The organism is Corynebacterium sp. HMSC056F09 (assembly GCF_001815785.1).
In the GTDB taxonomy this organism is placed as follows: Bacteria; Actinomycetota; Actinomycetes; order Mycobacteriales; family Mycobacteriaceae; genus Corynebacterium; species Corynebacterium hiratae.
In genome coordinates this window covers 25,519-50,640 of the sequence record NZ_KV821967.1, presented here as the reverse complement: position 1 = coordinate 50,640, position 25,122 = coordinate 25,519, and the positions used below count along the sequence as shown (strand labels likewise).

The window sequence follows — 25,122 nt, the reverse complement described above, 5'->3', positions numbered from 1 at the left end:
CTATTGCTCGCCCTCTGGGCGAATCTTCATCTCAGAGTTCTTCCACCAGCCGGAGCGCTGAATGATTTCTTGGTCGATCTTCGCCTCCAGCGGGGCCTCGCCTTGGGAGTTGGTGCGCAGCTCGTACTTTTCAATAGAACCCCAGTCCCGCGCCCAATCGTTGTTGAGGTAGCTCGGGATCTCATAGGAGTAGTTCACTGCCTCCGCGGTTGCCAGCGCGCCACCACCGGAGAAGGACTGGAAGTCCGTGAGGGAAGTTTGCGCGGCGGCGTCGGGAAGAATGCGGAACTGCGGAATTTCGGTTACCCCGGCGTAGTGGTCAAAGGTGCGCTGGCAGGGGAACTGCAGGGCGACGGACCAGTCAAGGAGTGCCGGGGTGGAGGAATCGAATTGCGAGTTGATGGTGGCAAGCTCCGGCACGCGCGGCGGGGTAAACGCCATCCAATCATCCTCATCGGTGGAGTCGTCTACCGCAACGAGGCGCACGACGTTGGCCTCCTCCGGGAGCTCGTCCAGAGCAATGCGGAGGTTGCGCCACTTGGGGGTAGCACCGACGTCGGAAAGCTCGGCCTCACCCTTGTTGGTGACCTTGCCGTCCTTGAGGGTGCCGTACTCCAGGGTGAGCTCGGTGCCCTCCTGCTCCACGCCGTTGACGTCGTGGTGGTAAATCTTGCCGGCGGCAGAGACCGAGAGGATGGGGGAGTTTTCTGAGGATTCCGGCAGGTTGTACCACTGCGTGGTGATGGTGGCGGTGGAGCGCTGCGACTCATCGTAGGAGCCCATGACCGGGACCTTCGTGTAATCCAGGTTGAAGGGCAGGTGCATCTCGGAGCCGTTGACGCCCAAGGTTCCGCGCACGCCGCCGGCGGAAGAGTCGGTGACCTCGGTGGCCTTCTCCTCGGTTTCGGTGAGCTCCTTTTGCTCATTGGAGGACGCAGAGGAATCACCGGTGGTGTTGGCAATGGCGCCTACCGACGCCGAGTTGAGGTTCTCCGGTTCAATATCCTCCTTGATCATGTTCGGGCCGAAGCCGAAATTGTCTTCCTCCGGATCCACCAGGGAGTCTTTGAGTTCGCCTGTAACCGGAGTGAGGAAAGCGTCGTTGGTGTTGGTTTCCACCAGCGTGGCATCCGCGAGCGAGCAGACATCGCCGCGTAGGGAGGCCAGGTTGCCCTTGCCCACGGAGTAAGAATCCGCCTGGGCCACGTAGCCCTTGGCAAAGGAGGCGCAGGAGAAGGCGACGATGAGGATGCAGGCCACTGCGATTGGTGCGGACATGGCGCCTGCCCAGCGGGACACCTCAGCCTTCCGGCTGTTGTGAGTAAGTGATTGGTAGAGGCCAATCGCCAGCACCACCATGCCGATGGCGAGCACCACGGTATTGGCCTCAATAGCCTTGAATTGCACCGTGCGGTCCCACCACGGGATGCCGAAGGAAGACACGTACCACCAGGCGTTCCAGCCGCCCAGGGAGATGGCCATGAGGAAGATCACCGCGGCGATGGAGAAGGTCCGGGCGCGCGGGGAGCGCATGGCGATCTGGGAAAGGACCACCGAGCCGAGCGCGGCGATAACGCCGGCGATACCGGCGTAGATGCCGAAGTGGTGCGTCCACTTCGTCGGCGTGAACATGAGGAAGAAGGCCGACAGCGCCATGATGGCTAGCAGGCGCTTGGTGGGATCTGCCTCCGCGCCCACGACGCGGTGGTCCTTGATGAAAGCGTAGATAATGAGCGCCAGGCAGAAGAGCATGGTGAACATGGCGAATCGGCGCGTCAGGGAGCCATCCACGGAGGGCTCAAACAGCGTGGAGTAGCGCACGAACTCCGAGTACCACGGCAGGGACGGGCCGACCGCGGAACGAACGCGAGTGGACTCGAGCACGGACGCTAACGTTTGATCCCCGAAGGCGGCAACCATGACCGCAGTGCCGCAGGCCAGGAACGGGGCGATGAGGGCTGTCCAGCCGACCTGGGAAGCGCGCGTGCCCATGATGCGGAACAGCGCGGGCAGGCAGACCAGGAAGATGCCCACCGCGGTAAGACCAGTGGGGCCTGCGGCCAGGGTAATGGCGGCGATGATGGTGCCCACGGCCGCTGGTAGGAGGCGCTGGTTGGAGATGGCGCGCTCAAAGGAGGCCCACGTCAGCATGACGCCGAGGGCCACGATGGGTTCCGGGCGGATGCCGTTGTTATACGGCAGCCAGAAAGCCAAGAACATGAAGGCCGCGGTCCAGTGCGCCAAGCGGCGCTCGTTGACGCGGGCACCGAAGCGCGGGAGCATCTCGCGCGACAACACGAACCAGATGATGAGCGCCGAGATGAGGGAGGGCAGGCGCACGATGATGGAGGCGCTGGAGAACTGCGCCAGCCATGCTACGAGGTCGTAGTAGGGAGCACCGAACGGGGCCTCGGGGACGCCGTACCAGCGGTAGTAGTTCGCCATGTAGGTCGCGTGATCGGAAACGCGGCCCATGGTGAGGATGAAGCCATCATCGGAGGTGTTGGCGCCGAAGATATACCACCAGCCGAGTACGGCAGCCACGACGCCATCGAGCGGGCGGATCTGCTTCCAGGTCTCGGGCATGAAGCCGAAACGTTTGCCATCGAGGCGGTCAATTCGCCACAAACACACCAGGCTGATGACCACCATGGCCAAGCCCAGCCACATGGCGATGAGCTTGAGCGGTGTCGGGGAGGAGGTGAAGCGCGAGTTGATCTCGACGTGGATACGGAGGTCATCGCCCAGCTCTGTGAGGTTTTCTGGGGTGTCGTCGATTTCGGTGTAGACGCCGGTGACCTGCGGGCGCAGATCCTCATCGGAAGTTTTCTTGTGCTTGCCCAGGGTCACCGTGGTGCCGTCACCGGTGGACTGGATGCGGAGGGTGGCGTCGTCAGGCAGCTTCGCCACTTGCTCGGCCGTGAGCGAGAAAATGACCTCATCGAGGCTGGTGACCGAGAGACCGCCCTCGCCGGCACGGACAAACATGCCGCGGTTGGATGCCTTCTTGGACTCCGGGGGCACGGTGCCGTAGAGCAGGTCCTGGCCATCGCGCAGCTTGTCGACGGCGCTCAGGGGGATCTCTGCATCAATTTCTTCCGGCGCTACCGAGATGAGCGGGGCGTTGATGGACTGCAGGGAGCCCTGCTGGGGCCAATCGAAGGAGGACTGGGTTTGGTTCACCGGCAGCAGCGGCGTGGCCACAAAGCAGAGGAACCCGATGAGTCCAGCGATGATGGCGGTGAGCCGCAGGGACTGCGGTGCACGTAATGAAGAGGTTTTCCGATCTGACACGGCGATCAGTGTACGTCACCGACGTGCCTTTTTAAGATCTGGCCGCGACGACGAAGGGGCCGATTTGTTTGACTTCCCAGCCCTTCTCAAAGACTTCCGGGTTGAAGAACACCGCGCGGTAGCGCACGTTGGGCTGGTTGGGGTAGATGTCCTCCGCCAAGTGGGTCTTGTAACCGTCACCGGGTTCTTCCATGTCGCCGCGGAAGATGAGAACGTCGGGCCCGCGCCACGGCGCAGACTCGAGGGACTGCGCGAACTCCTCCGGAGTTTGTTCCCAGGACTTCGAGGCCCACTCCTCGATTTGCAGGTTGCGGGTGCTGAACTCTCCCAGCGGGTTGGCGTAGTTGCTGGTGAAGGCGTTGAACCCGTAGTAGGGGTTATACGCCATGAAGAGTTTTTCATCCGTCAGGACAACTGTGTCGGTGGCGTCGTAGCCCTGGGAGTCGATGAACTCGCGGATCTTGGCGTAGTTGGCGGAGGAATCGCTGGTGTAGCGGTCCGCGCGCTCACCGTAGCCGTCGGTATCGGTATAGGCGTGGTCCAGGGCGGTCACGTTCGTCGCCGGGATCTGCTGGGCATAGTAGATACCGCCAAGGCCCATGATGATGGCGAATACCAAGGTTATGCGCCTGCTCGTGGTCTCGGTGAAGCGCGCCGGGTAGAGCGTGGGAAGGCCCATGAGGCGGACGTCGGCCAGCGCGAGGATGCCAGCAGTGGCGAAGAGCACCGCGACGATCAGCTCGAGGCGGAAGCCCAGCAGCGTGCTGCCGGCGAGGGTCATGACCATAGAAGCCAAGATCCACAGGTAGGTGCCGACGATCGCGGTGCCCATTGACTTGATGTCGGGTTCGTCGATGCGTAGGACGAGGTAGATCAAGCCGATGAGGCTGAGAATGCCGATGACGGACAAGGAGAGGAAGGGGGCCGGGATCTGGGTTCCCTCCTCCGGCAGGTAATGCTGCGCGGTGGATTCCAGCGGGGCGGTGGCATGCAGAACCGCGCGCAGGTATGGCGCCCAGGCGATCGCGGCGATGGCCAGGGAACCGGCCGCGATAGTGGCGAGGTGTATCAGGGGAGTCCATGTACGTTCGGCCATGCAGGTGACGAGCGCAATGAGACTGACGATGGTCAATGCCACGGCACCGGTATAGAGCGTGTAGAAGCAGGCGGAAACTCCCAGGTAGATGGCAATTCCGGCGGTGGAGAACCAGGAGGAGCTGTGGAAAGCATGCGAGCACAGCACGGCCACGGCCGGCACCCCCATGGCGATGACCGCGGAATACGGCTCCTCAGCGCCGATGGCCAACGTCACCGCTGTGGTGGTGAGGGCAATGGCGGCGGCAACCGGAAGGGAACCGGACAGCCGTTGCCACAAGGGAACCAGGATGCACCCGGACACGGCCAAGGAGATGAGGCTCCACGGTTGGTATACCTCCCAGCCGGGCATGTTGAGGAGGTTTGCGAGGCGCCCGCCCATCCAGAACCAGCCCAGTGGGTAGAAGGTGGGCAGGCCCTCGTAGTTCATGTCCGCATAGGAACCGGCTTCCGTGGCGCGGGTCAGGAATTGGGTGCGGAAAACCTGGTCTACCTGGACGCCGTCGAGCCACAGGCGGGAGGCCGAAAGGGGGAGGCCGATACTGGTCAGCGTGAGCAGCGCTGGGGAGATATAACACACAGCGGTGGTGAGCCACGACCGCCAGCGGGGGCGCGGGGAGGCGCCAATCACCCACCACACGCATAACGCGCCCACTAGGAGAACGGTGAGCGCAGTTCCCGCAGTGCTCAATGCGCGGGTCACCATCGACGTGCTGAACGCCGGAAGGGAGACCGTCTTGAAGGCGAAGAAACCAATGAGCGTGATAAGGCCGCCACCTACAGCGGCGGCGGCCATTCCCACGAGAGTGGCGCGACGCGTCAAGCGGTCGACGTTATATTCCACGGTGGGGGACATAGACGACGTGGCGGGAGACTCAGTCATGCACTTAGTCTCCCACACGCCGTGGACATAGCGGAACTTTAGAAAGGCAGCTTCCGGAAGATGGCCTGCGGGATGAACTTGAATCCCAAGGACACGTACTCAAAGAGCGGGTGCACGAAGATGGACTGCTTGCCGTCGAGCACTGCCTTGACGGTGGCCTTGGCCACGTCGGAGACGTTAACGGTCAGCGGCGCTTCGCCGGCCTCCGCCGACATCTTGGTGCGCACCTGGCCCGGGCGAACCACGAGCACCTTGGCGCCGGAGCCGTGCAGGGCTTCGCCGAGGTTGATGAAGAAGCCGTCCACGCCGGCCTTGGAGGCGCCGTAGACGAAGTTGGAGCGGCGCACGCGCATGCCGGCGACAGACGAGAGCGCCACGATGGTGCCGTGGCCCTGCTGCTGGAACTTCTGGCCGAGTAAGACTCCGAGGGAGACCGGTGCGGTGAAGTTGGTCTGGGCCGAGGCAACTGCCTTAGCCTGGTCCTGCCAGAGTTCCTCCTGGTCACCGAGGGTGCCGAAGGCGATGATGGCGACGTCGACATCGCCACGTTCAAACGCGCGCTGGACGACGTCCGGGTGGCCCTCGAAGTCAGTCGCGTCAAAGTCTAGGACCTCAACGTCGCCGCCGCGGGACTCGATGGTGGCGCGGGCCTCCGCGATGCGTGGGGAGTCGGCACGAGCAGCCAAGGTGACCTTGGCCGGACCGCGCTCGAGGAATTCCTCGACGATGCCGAGGCCGATCTCGGAGGTGCCGCCGAGAAGGAGGATGTGTTGTGCTTGGCCTACTGCATTCAGCATGAGGTTAATCCTTTCTAGTGCAGCTCGAGGCGGCGGGACATATCGGAGGCGAAGACGCCGGTCGGGTCGATGTTGTTGCGGGTCTTGAGCCATCCCTCGAGGCCCGGGTACATCTTGTGGAAGTTCTCCGCCGAGGTGCGGGACTCCTTGGCCAGGTAGAGGCGGCCACCAAATTCCATGACGCGCTTGTCCAGATCGTCGAGGAAGGTGCCCAGGCCCGGCTTGATGGGGAAGTCCACGCAGACATTCCAACCCGGCATCGGGTAGGACAGCGGGGCCTTGTTACCCGGGCCGAAGAGCTTGAACACGTTGAGTGCGGAGTAGTGGCCGGAGCGCTGCATGTCCCGGATGATGTCCTTGAAAGGCTCGACGGCGTCGGTCGGCACCACGAACTGGTACTGCAGGAAGCCGTTGGAGCCGTAGCCGCGGTTCCACTCGCCGATGAGATCCAGCGGCTGGTAGAACTGCGTGAGGTTCTTGACCTGGTTACGAGCCGGGGCGCCCATGAGGTAGTAGGCCTCGCCGATAGCCATGAGCGAGAGCTTGTTCATGGTGAAGTTCGGGAAGATATCCGGAACGGTCATCAGCTGCGGGGCATTGAACTTCAGCGGGTTCTTTGCCAGCTTCGGGGCGAGCTCCTCGAGCTGCTCCAAGGTGGCCAGGGAGCCGCGGGAAATGGTGGAGCGGCCCAGCTTCGGTTCTGGGGAGATGACGTCGAACCACGCGGAGGAATACGTGTAGTTGTGCTCCGAGCCATCGGAGTGGAAGGCGATGGTTTCCTCGAGGTTATCCGTGCGGTCCGTGTCCGCGATGAAGTAGGCGGTTTCGGTCTTGGTCATCTTGATCTTGGCGCGCAGGATGATGCCGGTCAGACCCATGCCGCCGACGGTGGCCCAGAAAAGATCTCCTTCTGGATCCTCATCTGAGCCCTCTGGGCTCAGATGTAGTACGCGGCCGTCGGCGACGAGCAGCTCCATGGAGGTGACGTGGTTACCAAAGGAACCGGCGGAGTGGTGGTTCTTGCCGTGGATGTCGGGGCCGATAGCGCCACCGATGGTGACCTGGCGGGTACCCGGCAGAACCGGAACCCACAGGCCGTAGGGCAGGGCGGCTTTCATGAGCTGGTCCAGGTTGACGCCACCGTCGACGTCGACAATGCCCGACTCTGGGTCGATGGAGTGGATCTTGTTGAGCGGTTGCATGTCGATGACGAGGCCACCGGCGTTCTGCGCCGGGTCGCCATAGGAGCGGCCCATACCGCGGGCGATGACGCCGCGGCGCAGGTGGGAAGGCTTATCAGCGTTGTCCTCGGCCACCTGGGCGACGGCGGTCTTGATGACGTCGACGTCCGGGGTGGATAAAACATGGGCGGTTGTCGCCGCCGTGCGGCCCCAACCGTAGAGGGACTTCTCAGTAGTATGCAGTTCCATCTCTTACTCTTTAAATCGATGTGATGGGTCGGTTTTCTACACTACCTAGGCGGCAGTGGCTGTGGCGGGAGTGAAAACGTGAGATTAGGTACAAAAGCCAAGCAAACGGAACATTTGTGCCGTCCGGTTGTATGGTTTTCTATGGCTAGTACAGATCCATGATCTGCCGGATTTCCTCGGGAAGTTCATCCTGCGAGGTGATCTCAGGGCCTTCATAAGAACGCAGGATTTCATAGACACGGCCGCGCGAGGTGGAGTCAAGGATGGGCAGTTCCTCGGCGATGAGCCGCGTCATAAAACCATTGAGTGGCAGTGAGGTGTGCTCGGTGGCGAGGAAGTGACCGTGGCGCTTGTCGTCCTCGGCGCGCTCATCTTGCGCCGCGCGCTGTGCCGGAGTGAGGTGCTCTTTTTTGGAGGAGTACATGCACGGTAGCCTACCGCCCGCCTAAAGTGGTGCGGTATGACTTCTCCCAAGCAAGATAATTATGCGTTGGATGACACCCTCGCCGGACGTATCACCCAAGCTGCGGCCGTGGCGATCATGACTTCTTATCCAGATTGGATCAAGAACAAGACTGCGCTCGTGTCCGCCTATGTCCTGTCTTTCTTAGGCTTTGGTGCACTCGTGGCCATTACTAATGCCGAGAGCCACGAGGGGCAACCGGAGCCGGAGAAGCCGGAGGTGCCGCTGTGGACGCTTCCGGTTGGCCTTGGTGCGCTCGTGGTTGGCGGCTGGTTGGGGATTAAGGCACAGCGGGGAATCGTTGGCTTTATCCGCCGCCGCGGCGTGGCAAAACCGTGGACGGTGTGGGGCGGAATCGGGGCCGCCATCGTGTTCATCCTCAGCGAGCTCGAAGCACGCGAGAACGCCGCCCGCAACTAAAAGTGCGTATGGTGGGGCACATGAGCTCACAGGTCACAGATTTGGCGCAGGTCCGCGCCAAACGTGGTGATTCTGCTCGAACCCTGCTGTGCCAGGTGTCCAACGTCCGCGCGGAAGCCGAGGTGCACCGCCAGATTGGTTTCTCGGATGCACTCACGCTGGAAGAGCTTCATCATATTCTCGAGGTCTGCTTCGGCCTGCCTCAAGAGAATTCGCCGTGGCACTTTTTTGAACATACCGATGCCCGCGGCCAACGAATCGATCCGAGCCATACCGTGCGCGAATTCTTAAGCCGCGAAGGCGAGCAGATTGATTATGCCTGGGGGCTGTGGGATTTCGAGATAGTCGTGGTGGAGACCTATCCGCGCGATAACGGCACGCCGGAGGCTCTGTGCGTGGGTGGCTCCGGATCTTTTCAGACACCGTTTGATCTCACCGCCGTGAATGCTGAGCTCACAGGCCAGGAAACCATTGATGAAGTTCTGGATCTGGTGGTTAGTCCCGTCCGCGCGCTCATTGAACGAACCCGGCTCTATGATTTCGTTCCGCTCCTCCAAGCTTTGGATTTGAATCGCGAAGTCAACATTGATGCTCAGGCGTACCGCCAGCTGCGTACCCTGCCGCGAGAAGTAACAAACGAAGGCAAGGACGCCTTTTGGTCGATGGCGCTGGCGCTGTCCTGCATGGGCGGGCGCGAGCTGACGGATTCCGTGGTGGAGACCGCCATGGCGGCGTTGGGCTGGGTCGACGATGACGGCGAGGAGCTTCGCGGTGCCGAGATTCGGGAGCTGTGCACGGCGTCGCTTAAGGTTTTGTCATCCCTCGGCGCCTATGGTGAAGATGCCGTCGCACCCGTGGATCGCCTGGACATTTACCGCGCCCTCATCCGCGGGTAGAGTATTCCGCCGTGACTGAACCTACTTCCACCCTGAAGACGCAGCTCGTGCGCTTTGTCTCCGTCGGTGTTTTCACCGCGGCCATCGACTATGGCCTCACCCTCTTCCTGACGTACCTGGGCCTGCACCGCTCCCTGGCCAAGGCGATAGGCTGGGTTTTCGGTACCATCGCCGCGTATGTAGCCAATGCTCGCTGGACTTTCGGTGCACAAGTATCTGGTCGTACCGCCGGTGCCGTGGGCATGCTGTACCTGTCTACCTTCGCCGTGCAGAACTTCCTGTATTGGGTGCTCAACGCTCCGCTGATCAGTCTGGGCTTCGAGGGCGCGCTGAAGGACACTATCGCTTTCGTCATCGCGCAGGGCGTGGCCACGGTGACTAACTTCGCCATTCAGCGCGTATTCATTTTTAAAGGCAAGTAACTATGGCTGGTCGCGCCGAACGCCTCTCACGATCGAATTCCCTGCACGCGCAGGGCGCGAAGTTCGCCATTACGGGAGCCATTGCCGCGCTTATCGACGTCTCCCTGACCTGGCTTTTTCAAATTGGTTTAGGGGTGTTCGGGGACGTGGGCTCCCGAACTGTCGGCTTTGCTGTGGGCACCTTCGTGGCTTATTTATTGAATCGGCGGTGGACCTTCAACGCGCGGGCATCGAAGCGCCGCTTTGCCGCGGTGTTTGCCACCTATGCCATGACCTATGCGATCAATATTTTGTTATACCGCTGGGCCTTCCCCTTTTTCGACCACAACCTGGAGTGGCCCTCGTCCTGGGCACTGGCGGTGGCGTTTGTGATTGCGCAAGGCACGGCAACACTCATCAACTTCTTCGTGCAGCGGTGGGTCATTTTCCGCAGCACGCGCAAGTCCTTTGAGGTTTAGGGCCTGCGGAAGTCTTCCTTGCGGCCACGGTTGTGCAGGCGCAGCCATTCCATGAATCCCTTCACGTCATGCTGCTGCACGATGAAGAACCAGCCGAAACGTGCGAATTCCTGCGGCAGCAGCTTGCGCATGCCGCGCTGCCATAGAAGGTAGCCGCGGTTGCGGTAGGTAAAGAAGCGCTTGAACTCGCCCTCCGGATACTGAGTATGCATTTTGCCGCCGAGGATGGGCTTGAACTCGTCGGAGCCATCCGGGTGCAGGTAGCTGGTGGTCAGCGCAGTGCCGAAGTTTAAGCCCGAGTTGACCAGGCGGCGGTGGTATTCCACCTCATCGCCACGGATGAACAGGCGGTAATCTGGCACGCCGATGATCTCCATGGCCTCGGCGGAGATGAGCGCGCCGTTAAAAAGCGAGGCGATACCAGGGAGGAAGTCGCCCTCTAATTCGCTCATGTAGCGCCGCCACACCAAGCCCTGGCGCAGCGGGAAGGCCAGCTTGGCGGGCTCGTTGATGTTGCACACGGCGGGGGAAACTTCGTGAAGGCTGTTGTTTTCCGCAACCCGGTAGAGCTCCTCGAGCACGTGGTGGTCGGCGGGGCGGCCATCATCATCGGCGCACCACACCGCGTCCGCGCCGAGGGCGAGTGCGGTGAGGAAGCCCAGCGCGAAGCCGCCGGCGCCGCCGAGGTTGGTTTCGGAAGGCACGTAGACGGCGCGCTCACCGGCCAGTTCGTGGAGGAGTTCCTCTACAGCTTGTTCTGTGCCGTTATCGACCACGATGACCCACTGCACTGGGTGCGTCTGGTTCACCACCTGCTCAAGGGAGGCGCGCAGCAGTTCCACGCGCTGGTGGGTGACGATCACAGCGGCCGTCGTACCGGCCTGGGACAGGGTGGCAGTCATGCGTTCCATTGTGCCACCCGTGATGAGTTATACGATGCTAGCCATGGCTGTAAAAGGTATTGAAGAGATGTGGGCTCCTTTTCGGATTTCCATCCAGGTGGGTGACCTGACCTTGCGGGTGCTGCGCGATAGCGACATTGCTGCCATCCACGGTGTTAGTGCGGCTGAGATTTTCGGTGAGCCGCTTCCGGAGTACACGTTCCCCTGGCTGAAAGAGAAGCCGGACCCGAGCTTCCGGTGGGCGCACCGCGCGCAGATGTCCCCGGAAGAATGGTCGCTCGACTTCGGAGTGCATCTTGATGGTGAGATCATCGGCTCGGTGGATCTGCGGGCGAAGAGTTTTCCCGATAACCATGAGGTCGTAACCGGATCGTGGATCTACCACCGCCTTCAGGGCCGCGGGATAGGGACGCAGGTTCGCCATGCCGCTGCGGTCTTCTGTTTTGATTACTTGGGGGCCCATCGGCTGCGCTCCGAGTGGGACCCCGGCAATGAAGCTTCCCAGGCTGTATCACGCAAGCTGGGCTACATCATCGAAGGCAACAAGGCCGTGCTGCGCAAAGAGGACTACCAGCCGGGGCCGGCAGTGACTGTCAGTGGCATGAGCGAGGAGCTGGGCGAGCTGCTTGGGGTGAGGTGCCCTAAGTGACGAAAGTATGACCGACCATTCGCTGGGGCCCGAAAAGTTTGGCAACTAGGGCAGTAGGAACAGCAAGGTTTCCGTGAAAACAAGTGAATTGTCGCCTGTTTTCACGGAAACTTAGGCGTTTTCCTCGTTATCGAAGCGCTTGCGCAAATCCCGCACGTACTCGCCCACCTCGGGGCCTTCGTACTCGCCGACGACCTCGGAGACCTCGCCCACCGAGCGAATCTGACCGTGGTCGATCCACAAGGCGGTATCGCACAGCTGGGCCAAGAAGTCATTGGAGTGGGAAGCAAAGACCAGGATGCCGGAGCGCTTCACCAAGTCCTGGAGGCGCACGCGGGCCTTGGCCATGAAGGCGGCGTCGACGGCGCCGATGCCTTCGTCGAGAAGCAGGATCTCCGGCTCGATGGAGGTCACCACACCCAGCGCTAGGCGAACGCGCATACCGGTGGAATAAGTGCGCAGCGGCATGGAGAGGTAATCACCCAGCTCAGAGAATTCCGCGATCTCATCCATCTTGGCCTTCATCTGCTTGATGGTCTGGCCCAAGAAGAGGCCGCGGATGATGATGTTGTCATAGCCGGAAACCTCCGGGTCCATGCCCACGCCGAGGTCGAAGACTGGGGCAACGCGCCCGCGGACGTCGGCAGCGCCGCGCGTAGGTTCGTAGATGCCGGACAGCAGGCGCAGCAGAGTGGTTTTGCCCGCGCCGTTGTGGCCGACGAGGCCCACACGGTCGCCCTCGCGCAGGTGGAGGTTGATGTCTTTGAGTGCCTCCACCATGACCACGTTCTGGTCATTTTTGCCAATGGAGCCACCGGCCGTGGAGAGCATCGCCTTCTTGAGCGAACGGGATTTGGCATCAAAGATGGGAAAGTCCACGCAAGCGTTATACGTATCAATGGAAACCATGGACGATCCTTTCTAGACCCAGTAGGAGACACGGAAGCGCCACTGGCGCATGGCCAGTCCGGCGATGAGCAGGCCGGCGACGGTGCAGCCGATGACGATAAGCCAGTGATAACCGGCAACGGGTTCACCAATCATGGGGGCGCGGATGATCTCCATGTAGTGATAGAGCGGGTTGATCTCAGCGATGCGCGCGCGGCTGGCCACGGCACCTCCCTGCTCCTTCAGGGTGTTGGTCATCCACACGATAGGCGTGACGTAGAAGAGTAGCTGGGTCAGCGCTTCCAGCAGCGGGGCAACGTCACGGAAGCGGGTGGCGATGATGCCGAAGAACATGGCGACCCACACGCCGTTGACCAAGAAGAGCGCCAGCGCCGGGATGAACAGGAAGAACTCCCAGCCCAGGTGGCGAGGGAAGATGATGATGAGCAGCAGCCAGATGATGAGGTTGTGGCCCAAGAAGAGGGTTTGCCGCCACACTAAGCGGTAGACGTGCACCGATAGTGGTGCGGGCAGCTGTTTGATCAAGCCCTCGTTGTCGATGAAGACCGTTGAGCCTTCCTTAATGGCGCCCGAAATGAAGTTCCACATAATCAGGCCCACGGTCACGTGGGGCAGGAATTCTGCAACCGGGATCTGGAAAAGCATGGAGTACAGCAGGCCTAGGGCCGCGGCCATCACGCCGGTCGCGATGGTGATCCAGAAAGGACCCAGTACCGAGCGGCGGTAGCGCTGCTTGATGTCTTGGATGCCCAGCTTGAACCACAGCTCGCGCTGGCGCGCACCTTGCAACAGATCGGCGAAGGCCGCCGACATGGTCATGGAACGCGAGGCCGGCTCCTCGCCGGGTGCAGGCGCGGAGGTCATGCGGGCGACGTCGTCACGCAGGTTTTTCTTGTCTTGCACGCCCTTCACCCTAGCGCGCACATCCGCTAAAAACCTACACACACGCCCTTAACCTGGGAAAACACGAGCGAGCTGGGAAAATCTCGGGTTAGGAAAGATTTACGTAGGGCGTATAGAGTAGGGAGTCGATCCGACGATTCGAGGAAGGGTTGAAGCATGACGGAACAGTATGACGTCGCCAGCGTGCGAGGTCTTTACACTGGTCTGTCCGATGGTTGGACCTACCTGAACGCGCACGCCGCGCCGCAGATTGCAGAACGCGTGGCCTCTGGGGTTGCCCGTTCTTTCCGAATGTCCGCCACGGTGAAGCCTCTGGAGGATGCCGTGGGCGCACACTCGGCGCATCACGACCCCGGGGAGCTCCACGCGGCAGACATGTATGCTTCCGCGCGCCGAGCCGTGGCTGATCTCACGGGTGCGACGGCAGACCGCGTTATCCTCGGCCCGTCCCTGCCGGTGCTGTATCAATCTCTGGGAGTCGCACTGCGCCCGCTGCTGCGCCGCCAGTCCTCGGTGGTGCTCTCCCGTTTTGATTCTCCAGAGCTCACGCGCCCGTTTGCGCACGTGGGCGCCGATACTCGGTGGTCACAGCCAGACCTGGGCACGGGCGAGCTGCCGGCGTTCCAATACGCTGATCTGGTGGATGGCTCTACGCGGTTTGTTGCTTTTTCGGCTGCCCATGAGCTGCTGGGCACGGTCACGCCGGCGTCGGAGATTATTGATACGGTCCATGAGCGCTCGCGCGCCTGGGTGCTTGTCGACGTCTCCTCGATCGCCCCCTACCGTCTCCTCGACTTTGATGCGATTGGGGCGGATATCCTCGGCGTGGATGTGGGTGCTCTCGGTGGCCCGCAGATGGCAGCGCTGGTCTTCCGCGATACCGCGATGTTCCGCCGCCTCGATGAGCTTGTCGTTGGCCCGGTTTCCGCGGGCTTGGCGGGTGGCGTTGGCCCCCTAGTGGATCATGTGGCGGAACTCGCCGGCGGGGAGCGCGGTTCGCGCCGCGTGCGCCTGACGCGTTCGATGCAAGCTCTCTCCGGCTATATGGAGGATCTCACCGGGGATCTCTACAGCTTGTTGGGCACGCTGCCGGCCGTCCACATCCTTGGTGTGACGGGGGAAGCGGCAGCCGACGCCTCCGATGACCGCCTCCCGCGCCTGACCTTCGCCGTGCGCGATGTGCCTGCGGACGTGATCCACCGCCGCCTCTTCGATAATGGGTTGGTGACTACCATCGCCCCGCACACCCCACTGCTTACGGAGATGGGTGTGGAGGAGGTTGGCGGTGCCGTTACGGTTTCGCTGAGTCCGTTTAGCACCTATCACGACGTCGAGCACCTCACCCGCGTGGTCGCGTCTTTGGCTTAGACCTCGAGGACGAGCTTGCCCGTGACCTCGCCGGAGTCGAGGGCTTTGTGGGCTTCGGCGGCGCGAGCAAGCGCAAATGTGCGATGCAGGTGGTGCTTGACGCTGCCGTCTTCCAACCAAGGCCAGACATTTTTGACGGTGTCCGCAACGATGGCGGCCTTGCCCTCCAACGAGCGGGAGCGCAGCGTGGTGCCCTGCAGGGTCAGGCGCTTGTTAAGCAGAATACCCATGTTGAGCTCGGCCTTCGTGCCACCCTGCATGCCGATGGTGACCATGTGGCCACCCTTGGCTAGCGCGATGAGGTTCTTTTTGAGGTACTTCGCGCCCATGATGTCGAGGATGACATCGCACTGGTTCTTCAGTTCCTCGGCGAAGTCCTGCTCGTTGTAGTTGATGAGGATGTCCGCGCCGAGTTCCTTGCAGGTCTCGAGTTTTTCGTCCGAGCCAGCCGTCACGGCGACGGTGGCGCCCAGTTGCTTCGCCACCTGGATGGCGAAGGTGCCGATGCCACCCGCGCCGCCGTGGATGAGGATGGTCTGGCCCTTTTCTAGTTTCGCTTCCATAGCAATGTTGGACCAGACCGTGCAGGCCACCTCGATGACGGAGGCGGCCTCGGCAAAGGAGTAGCCGCTGGGGATGGGCAGCAGCTGGCCCTGCGGCACGGCCACATACTCGGCGTAGCCGCCGCCGGCCAGCAGTGCGCCGACCTTGGAGCCAACCGCGACGTCGGTGTCGCCTGCGTCGACGACTTCGCCTGCGACTTCGAGGCCGATAATCTCCGAAGCGCCCGGCGGCGGTGGGTAGTGCCCGCGGGCCTGGAGCAGGTCGGCGCGGTTTACGCCGGCGGCTTTGACTTTAACGAGGACTTCGCCGGCGCCTAGCTGCGGCTTATCTGCATCCCCTAGCTCCAGCGAGTGTGGGTCTTCCGGATTGGTCTGAATGATGGCTTTCATGCCACACCACCGTACTTAAATCCAATCGTCCTCGACGAGGAAGCCGTTGACCGTAATAGCAGCAGCATTGGCCTGGCCCATGGCCATGGCCACCTGTGCGCCTGGATTGACCACGTTGCCCACCGCCCAGACGCGCGGGTGGCTGGTGGCACCGGTGAGATCAGCCTCGATCAGGCTGCCGCCCATCGCAGCCGGTGGGCTGTGGCGCTTGAGGTTGAGGTCAGCGAGGAAGTCATCGTGTGGGTGGGGAATGGGCATGTAAAACAGTGCATCGACGGCATGCTCGCCGCTTTCCACCAGGACTTTTCCGTCCTGGAAGGCGGTGACGGGGCCGTCGATAAGCGCAATGCCCCGCCGGGTCAGATCCGCGCGCTGTTCGTCGGTGAATTCCATTCCATTGGTGAAGAAAGTGATGTCCTTCGACCACTGGCGGAGGGTTGCCGCATGGTGGAAGGAGAACTCGCCGATGTAGAGCACGCCGAGCTTCTTGTCCGCCACCTCGTATCCGTGGCAGTAGGGGCAGTGGAGGACCGTATTTCCCCAGTTTTCTTGCAGGCCCGGGATGTTTGGATGTACGTCGTCCACGCCGCTGGCGACGATGATGGAGCGGGCCGCGACGGTCTCACCGTTGCTCAACGTGGCGGTGAGTGTTCGGTCATTATCGGTGACGGATTTTACGGTGGCGTTTAGGATCTGTACGCCGTAGTTGCGCAGCTGCTCCTTGCCGCGCTCCTGGAACTCAAGGGGTGGCGTGCCCTCGAGGGCAATGACTCCATGAATTTCATGGGCGAAACGGTTGCGGGGAGTGGCGGAATCAACAATGAGCACGCTGCGGCGGGCGCGGACCATGACTAGGGCTGCCTGCAGGCCGGCCGCGCCACCGCCGATGATGAGGGTATCTACTGTCTGCATGGCCGCGAGTAAACCAGAGGAGGGTTTATATGGCAATGGTTTTCATTAATTTGTGGCAGGCGTCACGCCCAACCCTGACTTGGCCAAGTTAGTGTCGAAGGGTTGGGGTGTGGTGGGAATTCGTCAACATGAGGCATCGGCCAGAATTGCGAATGCGGCCCGTCGAAGGATGGCGCCTTGTGTATCCTTTGGATGTCGTTGAGCTTTTAAGGAGCAAGAAAGTAGCATGACCTACCCCTCCACCGTCTCTAAGGTGGGCATCCGATCGCGTGCCCTGCGTTTCGCACCGCGCCGCTCGGACTGGTCCCGCGCGACGATCGGGCGCGACCTTTCGGCAGGCCTCATGGTGGCCCTCGTCGCACTGCCCCTCGCGCTCGGCTTCGGCGTTGCGTCCGGTGTTGGCGCCGCAGCCGGAATTACGACGGCCATCGTCGCGGGCATCTTGGCCGCGGTCTTCGGTGGTAGCAATGTTCAGGTAAGCGGCCCGACCGGCGCAATGACCGTCGTGTTAATCCCCATCGTGGCCGACCATGGTGCCGATGGGGTGCTCGTTGTCGGCGTGCTGGCGGGACTCATGCTGCTCTTACTGGCATTCACCGGCGCTGGCCGCGCGATGAAGTACATGCCTTTGCCTGTCGTCGAAGGTTTCACAGCCGGTATTGCGGTGATCATCGGCCTCCAACAGCTGCCTGCTGCACTCGGTGTTGACGTCGACGGCGAGAAGGTCCTCGGGTTGGCGTGGGGCGCAATCAAAGCTTGGTTAGATGCCCCGGGATGGCAGGCGCCAGTGATGACCCTCGCGGTGGCGGCCGGAATCGTGGTTGCGGCGCGCGTTCGTAGTGGCTTTCCCGCGGCGCTGGTGTTGGTAGCTGCCGCGACGGCCATCAACATGCTGGCAGACAGTAACCTGAAGACAATCGGCTACATCCCGTCGACGTTGCCTGCTCCGCGCTTGCCGCAGATCCCGTGGGAGCACCTGGATTCCTTGCTGTTGGCAGCGGTCGCCGTCGCAGCTCTCGGTGCGTTGGAATCGTTACTGTCTGCGACGGTTGCCGACGCGATGACTGTCGGCGACCGTCACGATCCCGACCGCGAGCTCTTCGGGCAGGGCGTGGCCAATGTCGTCGCGCCTCTGTTTGGCGGGATTCCCGCGACCGCCGCGATCGCCCGAACTGCTGTCAACGTGCGGGCCGGCGCAGGTACGCGCCTGGCGGCGGTGTTCCATTCGCTGCTTTTGCTCGTCGCAGTGCTCGTCGCGGCCCGGTGGGTGGGCGAGATTCCTCTCGCTGCGCTTGCCGGCGTGCTTATCGCCACTGCGATCCAGATGATCCATCCGCGGAACCTCCGCTCGGTGATGCGCGCCACCAAGGGCGACGGGGTCACCCTGCTTATTACGGCTGCCGCCACCGTCGTGTTCGACCTTGTCGTCGCCGTGCTCATTGGCCTTGTAATAGCGGGCTTCTTCGCGCTGCGCGATACCGCCCGCACGGCGGTGTTAGAGGCCGCTCCACTGGAGACAGGAGACCACCGCGACAAGGAACGCGAACTCCTCGATGAGCACATCGCCGCCTTCCGCTTGGAAGGCCCACTCTTCTTTGGCGCAGCGCACGATTTCCTCCTCGATCTCGCTGATGCTTCGTCGGTCAAGGTTGTCGTGCTCCGCATGCGCTATGTCACGACGATTGACGCCACTGGCGCCCAGATGCTCGCTGACACGATCGGGCGCCTTGAACGTCACGGCACCCGGGTCCTACTCTCAGCCACGAAGCCCGAACATGTTCCGGTGTTGCGCGAACTCGGCGTATTTGACCAGCTTGCGCATGCGAATCACGTCTTTGACGACACTCTCGACGCCATCGCCCATGCCCGGCTGCATGTCTCACGCATTCAGCATGAGGAGTCTGATGGCGCACCCGCGGCGTCGCAAAGCAATCAGTAGGACGAGTAGCACTGGCGAACCTGCGGTTGTGAGGCGATTATCGGTGACGTGTTGAGCCGAATTCTTCTCCCGCGGCGGAGTCTAGTACTCTGAACGTGTTGCGCGCGGTGCATGCTGACGCGTGACGAGGAGGCGTGGCAGAGCGGCCGAATGCACTGGTCTTGAAAACCAGCGTGGGGAAACTCACCGCGGGTTCAAATCCCGCCGCCTCCGCCAATTGTTTTGGGGGTCATTTGTAGCGGCTTTGCTTCTGTCCCATGCGGCTGTAACGAAGCTCAGAACGCATCCTGCCAGTAGGAATCCGCTAATTTGCAGGTGGGTGGCCGAGTTTCCGCCGCCGCCAGCCACGACGAGGAAAATCGAAAATGCAATCGCGACAAGGCAGTGGATGACCAACCGGCTATGCGCTCCAAGGTGGCATTGCGGCCAAGCTTTCTCGATAGCCCAGCTCACTGCTGCGAGAATGACATAAAAGACGATTCCCGCTAAGGCTCCTGGAACTAGGTAGAGCATGGATTCATCTCCTCTCGGGGGAATAATGGTTGTGGTAAGGAAGGCGGTTTCGTGATGTCAGAGGATAACTATTCGGCGTGGGTAGAGACTGATTATCTTTTCGGCTCCCCAGTCAATGCTCGCCGGCTATTGGAGTCTTACGAGCAAGTGCTAGACGGAAAGGCTAAGGAGCACGACATCGATCTAGCTGTGTAAGAACTATCTTCCGATCGAAGTGGAGTATTCACCTTCTGGCAGGGTGGAACCGGTTTTGTTTATCTGAGAGGAATTTTACCTGTTTCCGGTAAACATCTCGTCGGTGAGCAATGCGCAGGACGAGCACCACGAGTTTTCCGTCTAAGATTTCATAAACCACGCGATAGTGTCCGACTCGAATTCTGTACAGGTCGTCTGAGGCTCTTAGCTTCTTTACTCCATCAGGGCGAGGGGTAACGGCCAAGTCTTCGATTGCAGCAAGTAGTCGCCTCTGTGTCGGCCTGTCGAGCTTGCGTAGCTCCTTGGCTGCGGATGCCTTATAGGTGATGCGATAAGTGGAGTTAGCCATAGAAGGCGATTAGGTGAGTCCGAGTTCTTTTTTGAGGTCTTCGTGTGAAATCTCTACGGACTCTTCTCGGGCAATCTCTGCGGCCTGAACATCCTCACGATCTTCCAGTGCTTCGACTGCGCGGGCGAAAAATGAAGGAGAGACGACAAAAGCGCGAATCCGGCTTCCACGACTAGTGATGGCGACGGGTGTGTGCTGTGCCTCTTCAAGAATTTGGCTTTGGGATTGGCGGAATTGGCTGGATGCCACTGACATCGTTTTCATACTGCAAATGTACATCTTGTACATTTCGGTGGGCAAGGGCCGCGGGATATCGGGTTGCTGTTTATCCGATTCGCCCCGCCAGGATCCGAGGCAGCGCCTCCGCTGCGGTGGCGGTGACCACCACGCTGGCAAGCGGCGAGAGGTCCGTGGGCTGCGGGGTGACTTCCACGATGGGGATGCCGCGCGCGTGGGCAATCTGCGGCAGGCCGGCGGCGGGATAGACCACGCCGGAGGTTCCAACGATGAGCAGCGCGTCCGCGGTGGACATGCGGCGCTCGGCCTCGGCCCATTCGTCGTTGGGCAAAGCCTCACCGAACCACACCACGCCTGGGCGTACGAGCCCGCCGCACACGGGGCACTTGGGTGGAGTGATGCTCTCGACCGGTTCCTTCGGCAGCGCAATGTCCTCGTCGTACGGTGTATCGCAGTCGGTGCAGCGGAAGGCGAATAGGGAGCCGTGTAGGTGGACCACGTCCTGGCTTCCGGCGCGCTCGTGCAGGTTATCGATATTTTGCGTGGTCACCGTCATGCCGCGTGCGGCAGCAATTGCGTGGTGCCCGGCGTTGGGCTCGGCCCGCTGCGCCCGCTGTGCGCGCCACAGGTACCAGGCGAACATGGGCTCAGGCTCGGTACGCCATGCGCTTATCGACGCCATTGCGACCGGATCCACGTTCTCCCAAATGCCCGTCTGCGCATCGCGGTACGTGGCGATGCCGCTGTCCGCGCTCATGCCCGCGCCGGTGAACACCTCGACGTGGGTGGCATCAGAAAGAATCGAGTGTGCGCGCTCAAATAGGTGCTCCATGCATCTAGAGTACGGCGATGAGCACGCAGAATGCTATGGATGCGCTAAGCGCGATTCCCATGCGCCACAGGTAGCGCCGGCCCGGTTCGTGCGCGGTGTTGATCTGCAGCTTCGAAGAATTCGTGGAAAAGACTGCCATGCACATGGGGTCGGTGGGCTCGTTGTAGATGCCCATGCTGCCGGCAAAGCGGAGCGCTTCGTTGCGAACTTGTTCTTCATGGTCGGCGGGTATGGATTGCACGGCCTTCGGGGATGTCAGCGTTAATCGGACGCCCTGAATCATGACGAACACGGTGAAGGCTATCCACGCGGCCACGAGCAGAAAGCCGGAGAAGGGGATATCCGGAATGACGGTGCAGACCGCAGTGAGGCACACGCAGGCCGTCATGGTGAGGACTGTCTGGGCAATGAACGTGGAGGTCTTTCCAGTGAGCAGCTCCGCGCGCTGGGCGGTGGCCTCGGAGAACGGAAGAGCTGACTCTGCCGGTACATCCATTGTTTTTCGAGCCAGCGAGATCGGCGGCACGCACAGCGGCAGTGCAATGGCGAACACAACGCCGATCCACACGAGGACCGTTGCGTTGAGGAAAGATTTGGGCTCGAAGCGGTCCGGGGTGCCCGAGCCATCGAAGTGGACCGGGATGGGATCGGGCACCGAGTCCCAGCGCAGCAGCATGTACACCAGCGTGAGAGCACACACCACAGCGGTAGCGACGTAATACTGGCGGGTCTTCATGGCAGTGAGCTTACAAAGGGGGTGTCTGGTTGGGGGCGTTGCAGGAGTCGTTCTCGTACATGGTTCCAGTCATAAGGTTCGCTTGGGGGCAAGTAAACCATCTGCACCTAGGTAGATGGTTCGTTTGGGTGCAAACAAACCATCTGACTAGAACCATGTGAGGGGAACCCTTTGTGGGGCAAGTAGTACGGACTCTTGGGGGCTGATTGGTCGATGAAGGGGAGCTGTAAATGGTCCCTTCAAATTGGTCTCTTTACTTTGGTCCTTTCACTGGGTAAAGGTACCATCCTGGCGCAGGAAACTGGCTGTAAATGGTCCCTTTGCAATGAGTAGGGACCAGAGTATGGGGACCAAACTAAAGGGACCATGTAGCCAAGGTGATGTCGAGAAGGTGGAGCCGCCAGCTGAGGGGTAGAGAATCTCACGGCCAGTGGCGTGAAGCTAGTCGGCCACGCCCTGCTCGGCCTCTAGGTCATCGAGAGAAATGGTCTCTAGCTCGCCTCGGTGGGCGGCGTCGGCTTCGGCCTCGAGCTCGGAGATGTGCTCTTGCCAGGCGTCGATGCCGCCGCGCAGCGAGTAGACGTTGCTGAAGCCGCGGGCGCGCAGGGCCTCGACGGCCTGGGCGGAGCGCAGGCCGCTGGCGCAGTAGAGGACGGCGAGGTCGGCGAGGTCTATGGGCGGGTTGTGGCCAGCGAGGATGTCATCGAGCGGGAGGTGCTGCGAGCCGGGGATGAGGGAGGCGGCGCGCTCGGGGGAGGTGCGGACGTCGATAAGCGTGGCGTCCTCCGGGATGACGCGGATGTCCGTGGGGTTGTCGGGGCGCGCCGGGATGGCGCCGTTCGCGCGCACGGGGATGTATTCCCACGTCCCGGCGAGGGAATCGTAGTAGCCCAGCATGCCGATGAGCGGGGTGCCGATGCCCGTGAGGAGCTTGAGCGCCTCGACGGCTAGGGCGGAGCCGGCCACACCGACGACCGGGCCCATCACGCCGGCCTGCGAACAGGAGGGCACCTGCGGGTCGGTGGGGAAGAGGTCTTCGTAGACCGGGCCGTGGCCGGAGTGGAAGACGGTGAGCTGCGCGTCGTAGCCCAGAAGCGAGGCCCATACGTGCGGAATGCCCAGTTCATGGGCGGCCCAGGAGGCTAGGTGGCGGGAGTAGAAGTTATCGGTTCCGTCGATGATGAGGTCAGCGCCGCGCAGTTGCTCCAAGGCGGTATCGGGTGTCAGGCGCGAGAACTCCTCGACGGTGCACTCCGGGTTGAGGGCGTTCAAGGCCGAAGCGGCGGATTCGGTCTTGGGCTGGCCTACGGTTGCTGTGCTGTGGATGACTTGGCGGTGCAGGTTGGAGAGGGAGACGGTGTCGTCGTCGAAAAGCAGGATGCGTCCCACGCCTGCGCCTGCGAGATAGAGAAGGGCAGGCGATCCCAGGCCGCCGGCGCCGATGACGGCGACGGCGGAAGCGCGAAGTCGTTCCTGTGTAGAGGTTCCCCACAGGGCTTCCTGGCGTGCGTAGCGTGAACTCATTCCAGGCCTACCCACGTGGTGGTGTCATCGGTGTGCAGCTGTTCCTTCCAGATGGGGACTTCCGCCTTGACGCGGTCGGCGCAGGTAGAGGCCGCTTCGAAGGCGTCCTTGCGGTGTGCGGAGGCGGTGGCGACGATGAAGGCGGACTCGCCGATTTCTAGTTTTCCAGTCCGGTGTGCGCACCAGAGGCGCACGGCGGGGAAGGCGGCGGCGACTTCGCCGGCGACGCGTTCTATTTCCTGCTGGGCGCTGGGATGCGCGGTGTAGGTGAGGAGTTTGACGCCGCGGCCGGAGTCGTGGTTGCGCACGATGCCGTCGAATACAACGACAGCACCCGTTTCCGCGGTGGCGATGTCCGGGGCCGTGATGGGCTCGGTGCTGATGTGTGCGCCGAGGAGACCGTAGTTAGTGCTCATTGATGCCTTCCAGCTGGTTGATGATGTGGTGAAGAACTGGTTCGAGGACGGCGCAGCCGTCCTTGGCCGCACCCGTGGAGCCGGGCAGGGCCATGGCGAAAGTGGCGTTGGAGACGCCCGCAACGGTACGCGAGAGCGCCGCAGTGGGGATGCCGGCGGAGTGCGCGTAGAAGGCGTGGGCCAGGCCGGGGAGCTCGCGCTCAAGGTGTGGGGTGAGCGCCTCGACAGTCTGGTCATCCGGACTGATGCCCGTGCCGCCGGAGGTGAGGATGACGGAGGGGGCATCGGCGAAGGCGGTGGCCAAGGCGGCGTCGATGTCGGCGTCCGCGACGACGAGGGGCTGCGGGGTATCGAAACCTTGCTCACGAAGGAAGTTCACCAGGATGGGTCCGGAGCGGTCCTCGTACTCACCGGCGGCGGCGCGGGTCGAGGCAACGATGACGAGTGCGCGGCGGGTCATGAGAGCGGGAACACCTCCACGAGGTCGCCGGCTGAAAGCTGCGTGTTAGCCGGGATACGGATGAGGGCAGTAGCGCCGATGGCTTGGGACATCAGGTGGGAGCCGGTGCCGCCGAGGAAGGAGGCTTCGGCGGTGCCATCGGAAATGTTGATAGTTCCACGGCGGAACTGTTCACGGTTGTTGAGGCCTTCGGCGGGCTCAGTAAGGTGTGCTCTAAATGGAGCGGGAGCGCGGCCGATAACGGGTGCCAAGTAGAGGCGAAAACTTACTAGCGTGGAGATCGGGTTGCCGGGGAAGCAGACAACGGGAACCTCCCCCAAACGCGACAGGCCCTGCGGGCCGCCGGGCTGCTGCGCCACGTGGCCGAACCAGCCGTCCTCTTCGAAGATCTGGCGGATGACCTCAAACTTTCCGTGGGAGATGCCGCCGGAGGTGACGATGACATCGGGGCGGTGGGTGATGACCGCTTCGGTGAGGTCCGCGCGCAGGGCAGAAGGATCGTCGTTTGTGCGCACGAAGCCGGCCACGTCGATGCCATACTGCGCAGCCAAGGCCGCGAGCATCGGTGCATTGGAATCGGGGATGGTGGCCTCGCCCGTGCCACCGATTTCCGCGCCGCCGGTGCAGATGAGGATGCGGGCGGGCGCGTATGTGAGGACCTCGGCCAGGCCCTGGGAGGCGAGGGTGGCGATGGAGGGGGCGTCGAGAAGCGCGTGCTCGTTGATGAGGGTCGTGCCGGCCTGGACATCGGAGCCGGCACGGCGGATGAACTGTTCGGGAGCTGACGGCACGGTGACCGTGGCGCCCTCTTCCGGGAAGTGCGGGGGTTCGCAGTGCTCGACGGGGACGATGGTAGCGGTGCCTTCGGGGATTTTGGCGCCGGTCATGATGGGAAGGGCGGTGCCTTCGGTGAGGTCCCCCGGAGGATCACCCGCCGCGATGGTGCGGCCGACGGTAAAGGTGCCGCCGTGTGTAGTCGGAAGAGCATAGCCATCCATCTGCGAATTATCAAAAGGTGGAAGGTTGTGTTCCGCGCGGTACGTGGCGGCGGCGCGGCGGCCGAAGGCGCTGCTCAGGGGTGTGGAGACCGCGCGGGGTTGTGGAAGGACCGCGCGAACGGCGGCAAGGTGTTCCTCATAGGTGCGCATCAGGTTCCTTCCTGTCACG

26 protein-coding genes and 1 tRNA gene are annotated in these 25,122 nt (G+C 62.0%); 9 read left to right on the top strand and 18 right to left on the bottom strand.

Going from position 1 to position 25,122, the window contains the following annotated elements:
• The 5 genes from HMPREF3056_RS10790 to HMPREF3056_RS10770 form a co-directional block, all read right to left on the bottom strand.
• Positions 1-3,294 carry an arabinosyltransferase domain-containing protein gene (locus tag HMPREF3056_RS10790; protein WP_070754774.1) on the bottom strand — a complete coding sequence of 1,098 codons (3,294 nt, stop codon included), beginning with the start codon at positions 3,292-3,294 and terminating at the stop codon, positions 1-3.
• Between the two features lie 31 nt (positions 3,295-3,325).
• The gene (locus HMPREF3056_RS10785; protein WP_049156745.1) at positions 3,326-5,272 is read right to left on the bottom strand and encodes a galactan 5-O-arabinofuranosyltransferase; all 1,947 of its coding nucleotides are present in this window, start codon (positions 5,270-5,272) and stop codon (positions 3,326-3,328) included.
• A gap of 38 nt (positions 5,273-5,310) precedes the next feature.
• The gene (locus HMPREF3056_RS10780; RefSeq protein WP_070754773.1) at positions 5,311-6,069 is read right to left on the bottom strand and encodes a decaprenylphospho-beta-D-erythro-pentofuranosid-2-ulose 2-reductase; all 759 of its coding nucleotides are present in this window, start codon (positions 6,067-6,069) and stop codon (positions 5,311-5,313) included.
• 14 nt (positions 6,070-6,083) lie between these two features.
• Positions 6,084-7,499: a decaprenylphosphoryl-beta-D-ribose oxidase gene (locus HMPREF3056_RS10775; protein ID WP_070754771.1), complete on the bottom strand. Its 1,416-nt coding sequence runs from the start codon at positions 7,497-7,499 to the stop codon at positions 6,084-6,086.
• Between the two features lie 145 nt (positions 7,500-7,644).
• The gene (locus HMPREF3056_RS10770; RefSeq protein WP_046647039.1) at positions 7,645-7,923 is read right to left on the bottom strand and encodes a hypothetical protein; all 279 of its coding nucleotides are present in this window, start codon (positions 7,921-7,923) and stop codon (positions 7,645-7,647) included.
• A 36-nt stretch (positions 7,924-7,959) separates the two neighbouring features.
• On the opposite strand from HMPREF3056_RS10770, the gene HMPREF3056_RS10765 reads away from it, so the two are divergent.
• Genes HMPREF3056_RS10765 through HMPREF3056_RS10750 form a run of 4 tightly spaced genes read left to right on the top strand, consistent with a single transcriptional unit; the run spans position 7,960 to position 10,158 of the window.
• A complete protein-coding gene (locus HMPREF3056_RS10765) occupies positions 7,960-8,382 on the top strand; it encodes a hypothetical protein (RefSeq protein ID WP_070717111.1) in 423 nt (140 codons plus the stop codon).
• A 20-nt stretch (positions 8,383-8,402) separates the two neighbouring features.
• The gene (locus tag HMPREF3056_RS10760) at positions 8,403-9,278 is read left to right on the top strand and encodes a plasmid pRiA4b ORF-3 family protein (RefSeq protein WP_049156751.1); all 876 of its coding nucleotides are present in this window, start codon (positions 8,403-8,405) and stop codon (positions 9,276-9,278) included.
• Between the two features lie 32 nt (positions 9,279-9,310).
• Positions 9,311-9,700 (top strand): GtrA family protein, encoded by a 390-nt coding sequence (locus HMPREF3056_RS10755; protein ID WP_049156808.1) that lies wholly within the window; start codon positions 9,311-9,313, stop codon positions 9,698-9,700.
• Positions 9,701-9,702: 2 nt separating this feature from the next.
• Positions 9,703-10,158: a GtrA family protein gene (locus HMPREF3056_RS10750; RefSeq protein ID WP_049156754.1), complete on the top strand. Its 456-nt coding sequence runs from the start codon at positions 9,703-9,705 to the stop codon at positions 10,156-10,158.
• Here HMPREF3056_RS10750 and HMPREF3056_RS10745 read toward each other — a convergent pair.
• Positions 10,155-11,069 (bottom strand): galactofuranosyltransferase GlfT1, encoded by a 915-nt coding sequence (locus HMPREF3056_RS10745; RefSeq protein WP_198531134.1) that lies wholly within the window; start codon positions 11,067-11,069, stop codon positions 10,155-10,157. The two genes, HMPREF3056_RS10750 and HMPREF3056_RS10745, sit on opposite strands and share 4 nt — an antisense overlap.
• Positions 11,070-11,103: 34 nt before the next feature.
• On the opposite strand from HMPREF3056_RS10745, the gene HMPREF3056_RS10740 reads away from it, so the two are divergent.
• Positions 11,104-11,709, top strand: a complete 606-nt coding sequence (locus tag HMPREF3056_RS10740) for a GNAT family N-acetyltransferase (RefSeq protein ID WP_083312735.1) — start codon at positions 11,104-11,106, stop codon at positions 11,707-11,709.
• Between the two features lie 111 nt (positions 11,710-11,820).
• Here the strand turns inward: HMPREF3056_RS10740 and HMPREF3056_RS10735 are convergent, their stop codons facing one another.
• A complete protein-coding gene (locus HMPREF3056_RS10735; protein WP_070681585.1) occupies positions 11,821-12,618 on the bottom strand; it encodes a galactan export ABC transporter ATP-binding subunit Wzt/RfbE in 798 nt (265 codons plus the stop codon).
• Positions 12,619-12,630: 12 nt separating this feature from the next.
• Positions 12,631-13,482 carry a galactan export ABC transporter permease subunit Wzm/RfbD gene (locus HMPREF3056_RS10730; RefSeq protein ID WP_049156811.1) on the bottom strand — a complete coding sequence of 284 codons (852 nt, stop codon included), beginning with the start codon at positions 13,480-13,482 and terminating at the stop codon, positions 12,631-12,633.
• 195 nt (positions 13,483-13,677) lie between these two features.
• Between HMPREF3056_RS10730 and HMPREF3056_RS10725 the strand changes: the two genes are divergently transcribed.
• Complete coding sequence (locus HMPREF3056_RS10725) at positions 13,678-14,889, top strand: aminotransferase class V-fold PLP-dependent enzyme (protein ID WP_049156761.1); 1,212 nt, start codon at positions 13,678-13,680, stop codon at positions 14,887-14,889.
• Here HMPREF3056_RS10725 and HMPREF3056_RS10720 read toward each other — a convergent pair.
• The gene (locus tag HMPREF3056_RS10720; RefSeq protein WP_070525080.1) at positions 14,886-15,842 is read right to left on the bottom strand and encodes an NAD(P)H-quinone oxidoreductase; all 957 of its coding nucleotides are present in this window, start codon (positions 15,840-15,842) and stop codon (positions 14,886-14,888) included. The two genes, HMPREF3056_RS10725 and HMPREF3056_RS10720, sit on opposite strands and share 4 nt — an antisense overlap.
• A 15-nt stretch (positions 15,843-15,857) precedes the next feature.
• Positions 15,858-16,754, bottom strand: coding sequence for an NAD(P)/FAD-dependent oxidoreductase (locus HMPREF3056_RS10715; RefSeq protein WP_070525082.1), 897 nt, complete (start codon positions 16,752-16,754; stop codon positions 15,858-15,860).
• A 226-nt stretch (positions 16,755-16,980) separates the two neighbouring features.
• Here HMPREF3056_RS10715 and HMPREF3056_RS10710 point away from each other — a divergent pair, with 226 nt between their 5' ends.
• The 3 genes from HMPREF3056_RS10710 to HMPREF3056_RS13550 all read left to right on the top strand — a co-directional run bounded on the left by HMPREF3056_RS10710 (position 16,981) and on the right by HMPREF3056_RS13550 (position 19,401).
• Positions 16,981-18,693: a SulP family inorganic anion transporter gene (locus HMPREF3056_RS10710; RefSeq protein WP_070754769.1), complete on the top strand. Its 1,713-nt coding sequence runs from the start codon at positions 16,981-16,983 to the stop codon at positions 18,691-18,693.
• A 128-nt stretch (positions 18,694-18,821) separates the two neighbouring features.
• A tRNA-Ser gene (locus HMPREF3056_RS10705) sits at positions 18,822-18,909 on the top strand.
• 351 nt (positions 18,910-19,260) lie between these two features.
• Positions 19,261-19,401, top strand: coding sequence for a type II toxin-antitoxin system Phd/YefM family antitoxin (locus HMPREF3056_RS13550; protein WP_168163677.1), 141 nt, complete (start codon positions 19,261-19,263; stop codon positions 19,399-19,401).
• Between the two features lie 28 nt (positions 19,402-19,429).
• Here HMPREF3056_RS13550 and HMPREF3056_RS13155 read toward each other — a convergent pair whose 3' ends face one another.
• The 8 genes from HMPREF3056_RS13155 to HMPREF3056_RS10665 all read right to left on the bottom strand — a co-directional run bounded on the left by HMPREF3056_RS13155 (position 19,430) and on the right by HMPREF3056_RS10665 (position 25,103).
• Positions 19,430-19,750, bottom strand: coding sequence for a type II toxin-antitoxin system RelE family toxin (locus HMPREF3056_RS13155; RefSeq protein WP_083317817.1), 321 nt, complete (start codon positions 19,748-19,750; stop codon positions 19,430-19,432).
• A 9-nt stretch (positions 19,751-19,759) separates the two neighbouring features.
• The gene (locus HMPREF3056_RS10695; RefSeq protein ID WP_369816114.1) at positions 19,760-20,014 is read right to left on the bottom strand and encodes a type II toxin-antitoxin system Phd/YefM family antitoxin; all 255 of its coding nucleotides are present in this window, start codon (positions 20,012-20,014) and stop codon (positions 19,760-19,762) included.
• A gap of 61 nt (positions 20,015-20,075) precedes the next feature.
• A complete protein-coding gene (locus HMPREF3056_RS10690; protein ID WP_070546101.1) occupies positions 20,076-20,819 on the bottom strand; it encodes an NAD-dependent deacylase in 744 nt (247 codons plus the stop codon).
• Positions 20,820-20,823: 4 nt separating this feature from the next.
• Positions 20,824-21,555, bottom strand: a complete 732-nt coding sequence (locus HMPREF3056_RS10685; RefSeq protein ID WP_070754767.1) for a DUF1648 domain-containing protein — start codon at positions 21,553-21,555, stop codon at positions 20,824-20,826.
• A gap of 441 nt (positions 21,556-21,996) precedes the next feature.
• Positions 21,997-23,079, bottom strand: coding sequence for a ThiF family adenylyltransferase (locus tag HMPREF3056_RS10680; protein ID WP_246822514.1), 1,083 nt, complete (start codon positions 23,077-23,079; stop codon positions 21,997-21,999).
• Complete coding sequence (locus HMPREF3056_RS10675) at positions 23,076-23,495, bottom strand: molybdenum cofactor biosynthesis protein MoaE (protein WP_070533419.1); 420 nt, start codon at positions 23,493-23,495, stop codon at positions 23,076-23,078. Before HMPREF3056_RS10675 ends, HMPREF3056_RS10680 begins: the two co-directional genes overlap by 4 nt.
• Positions 23,485-23,955 carry a MogA/MoaB family molybdenum cofactor biosynthesis protein gene (locus tag HMPREF3056_RS10670; RefSeq protein WP_070754765.1) on the bottom strand — a complete coding sequence of 157 codons (471 nt, stop codon included), beginning with the start codon at positions 23,953-23,955 and terminating at the stop codon, positions 23,485-23,487. Before HMPREF3056_RS10670 ends, HMPREF3056_RS10675 begins: the two co-directional genes overlap by 11 nt.
• A complete protein-coding gene (locus tag HMPREF3056_RS10665; RefSeq protein WP_070754763.1) occupies positions 23,952-25,103 on the bottom strand; it encodes a molybdopterin molybdotransferase MoeA in 1,152 nt (383 codons plus the stop codon). Before HMPREF3056_RS10665 ends, HMPREF3056_RS10670 begins: the two co-directional genes overlap by 4 nt.
• Between the last annotated feature and the right edge of the window lie 19 nt (positions 25,104-25,122).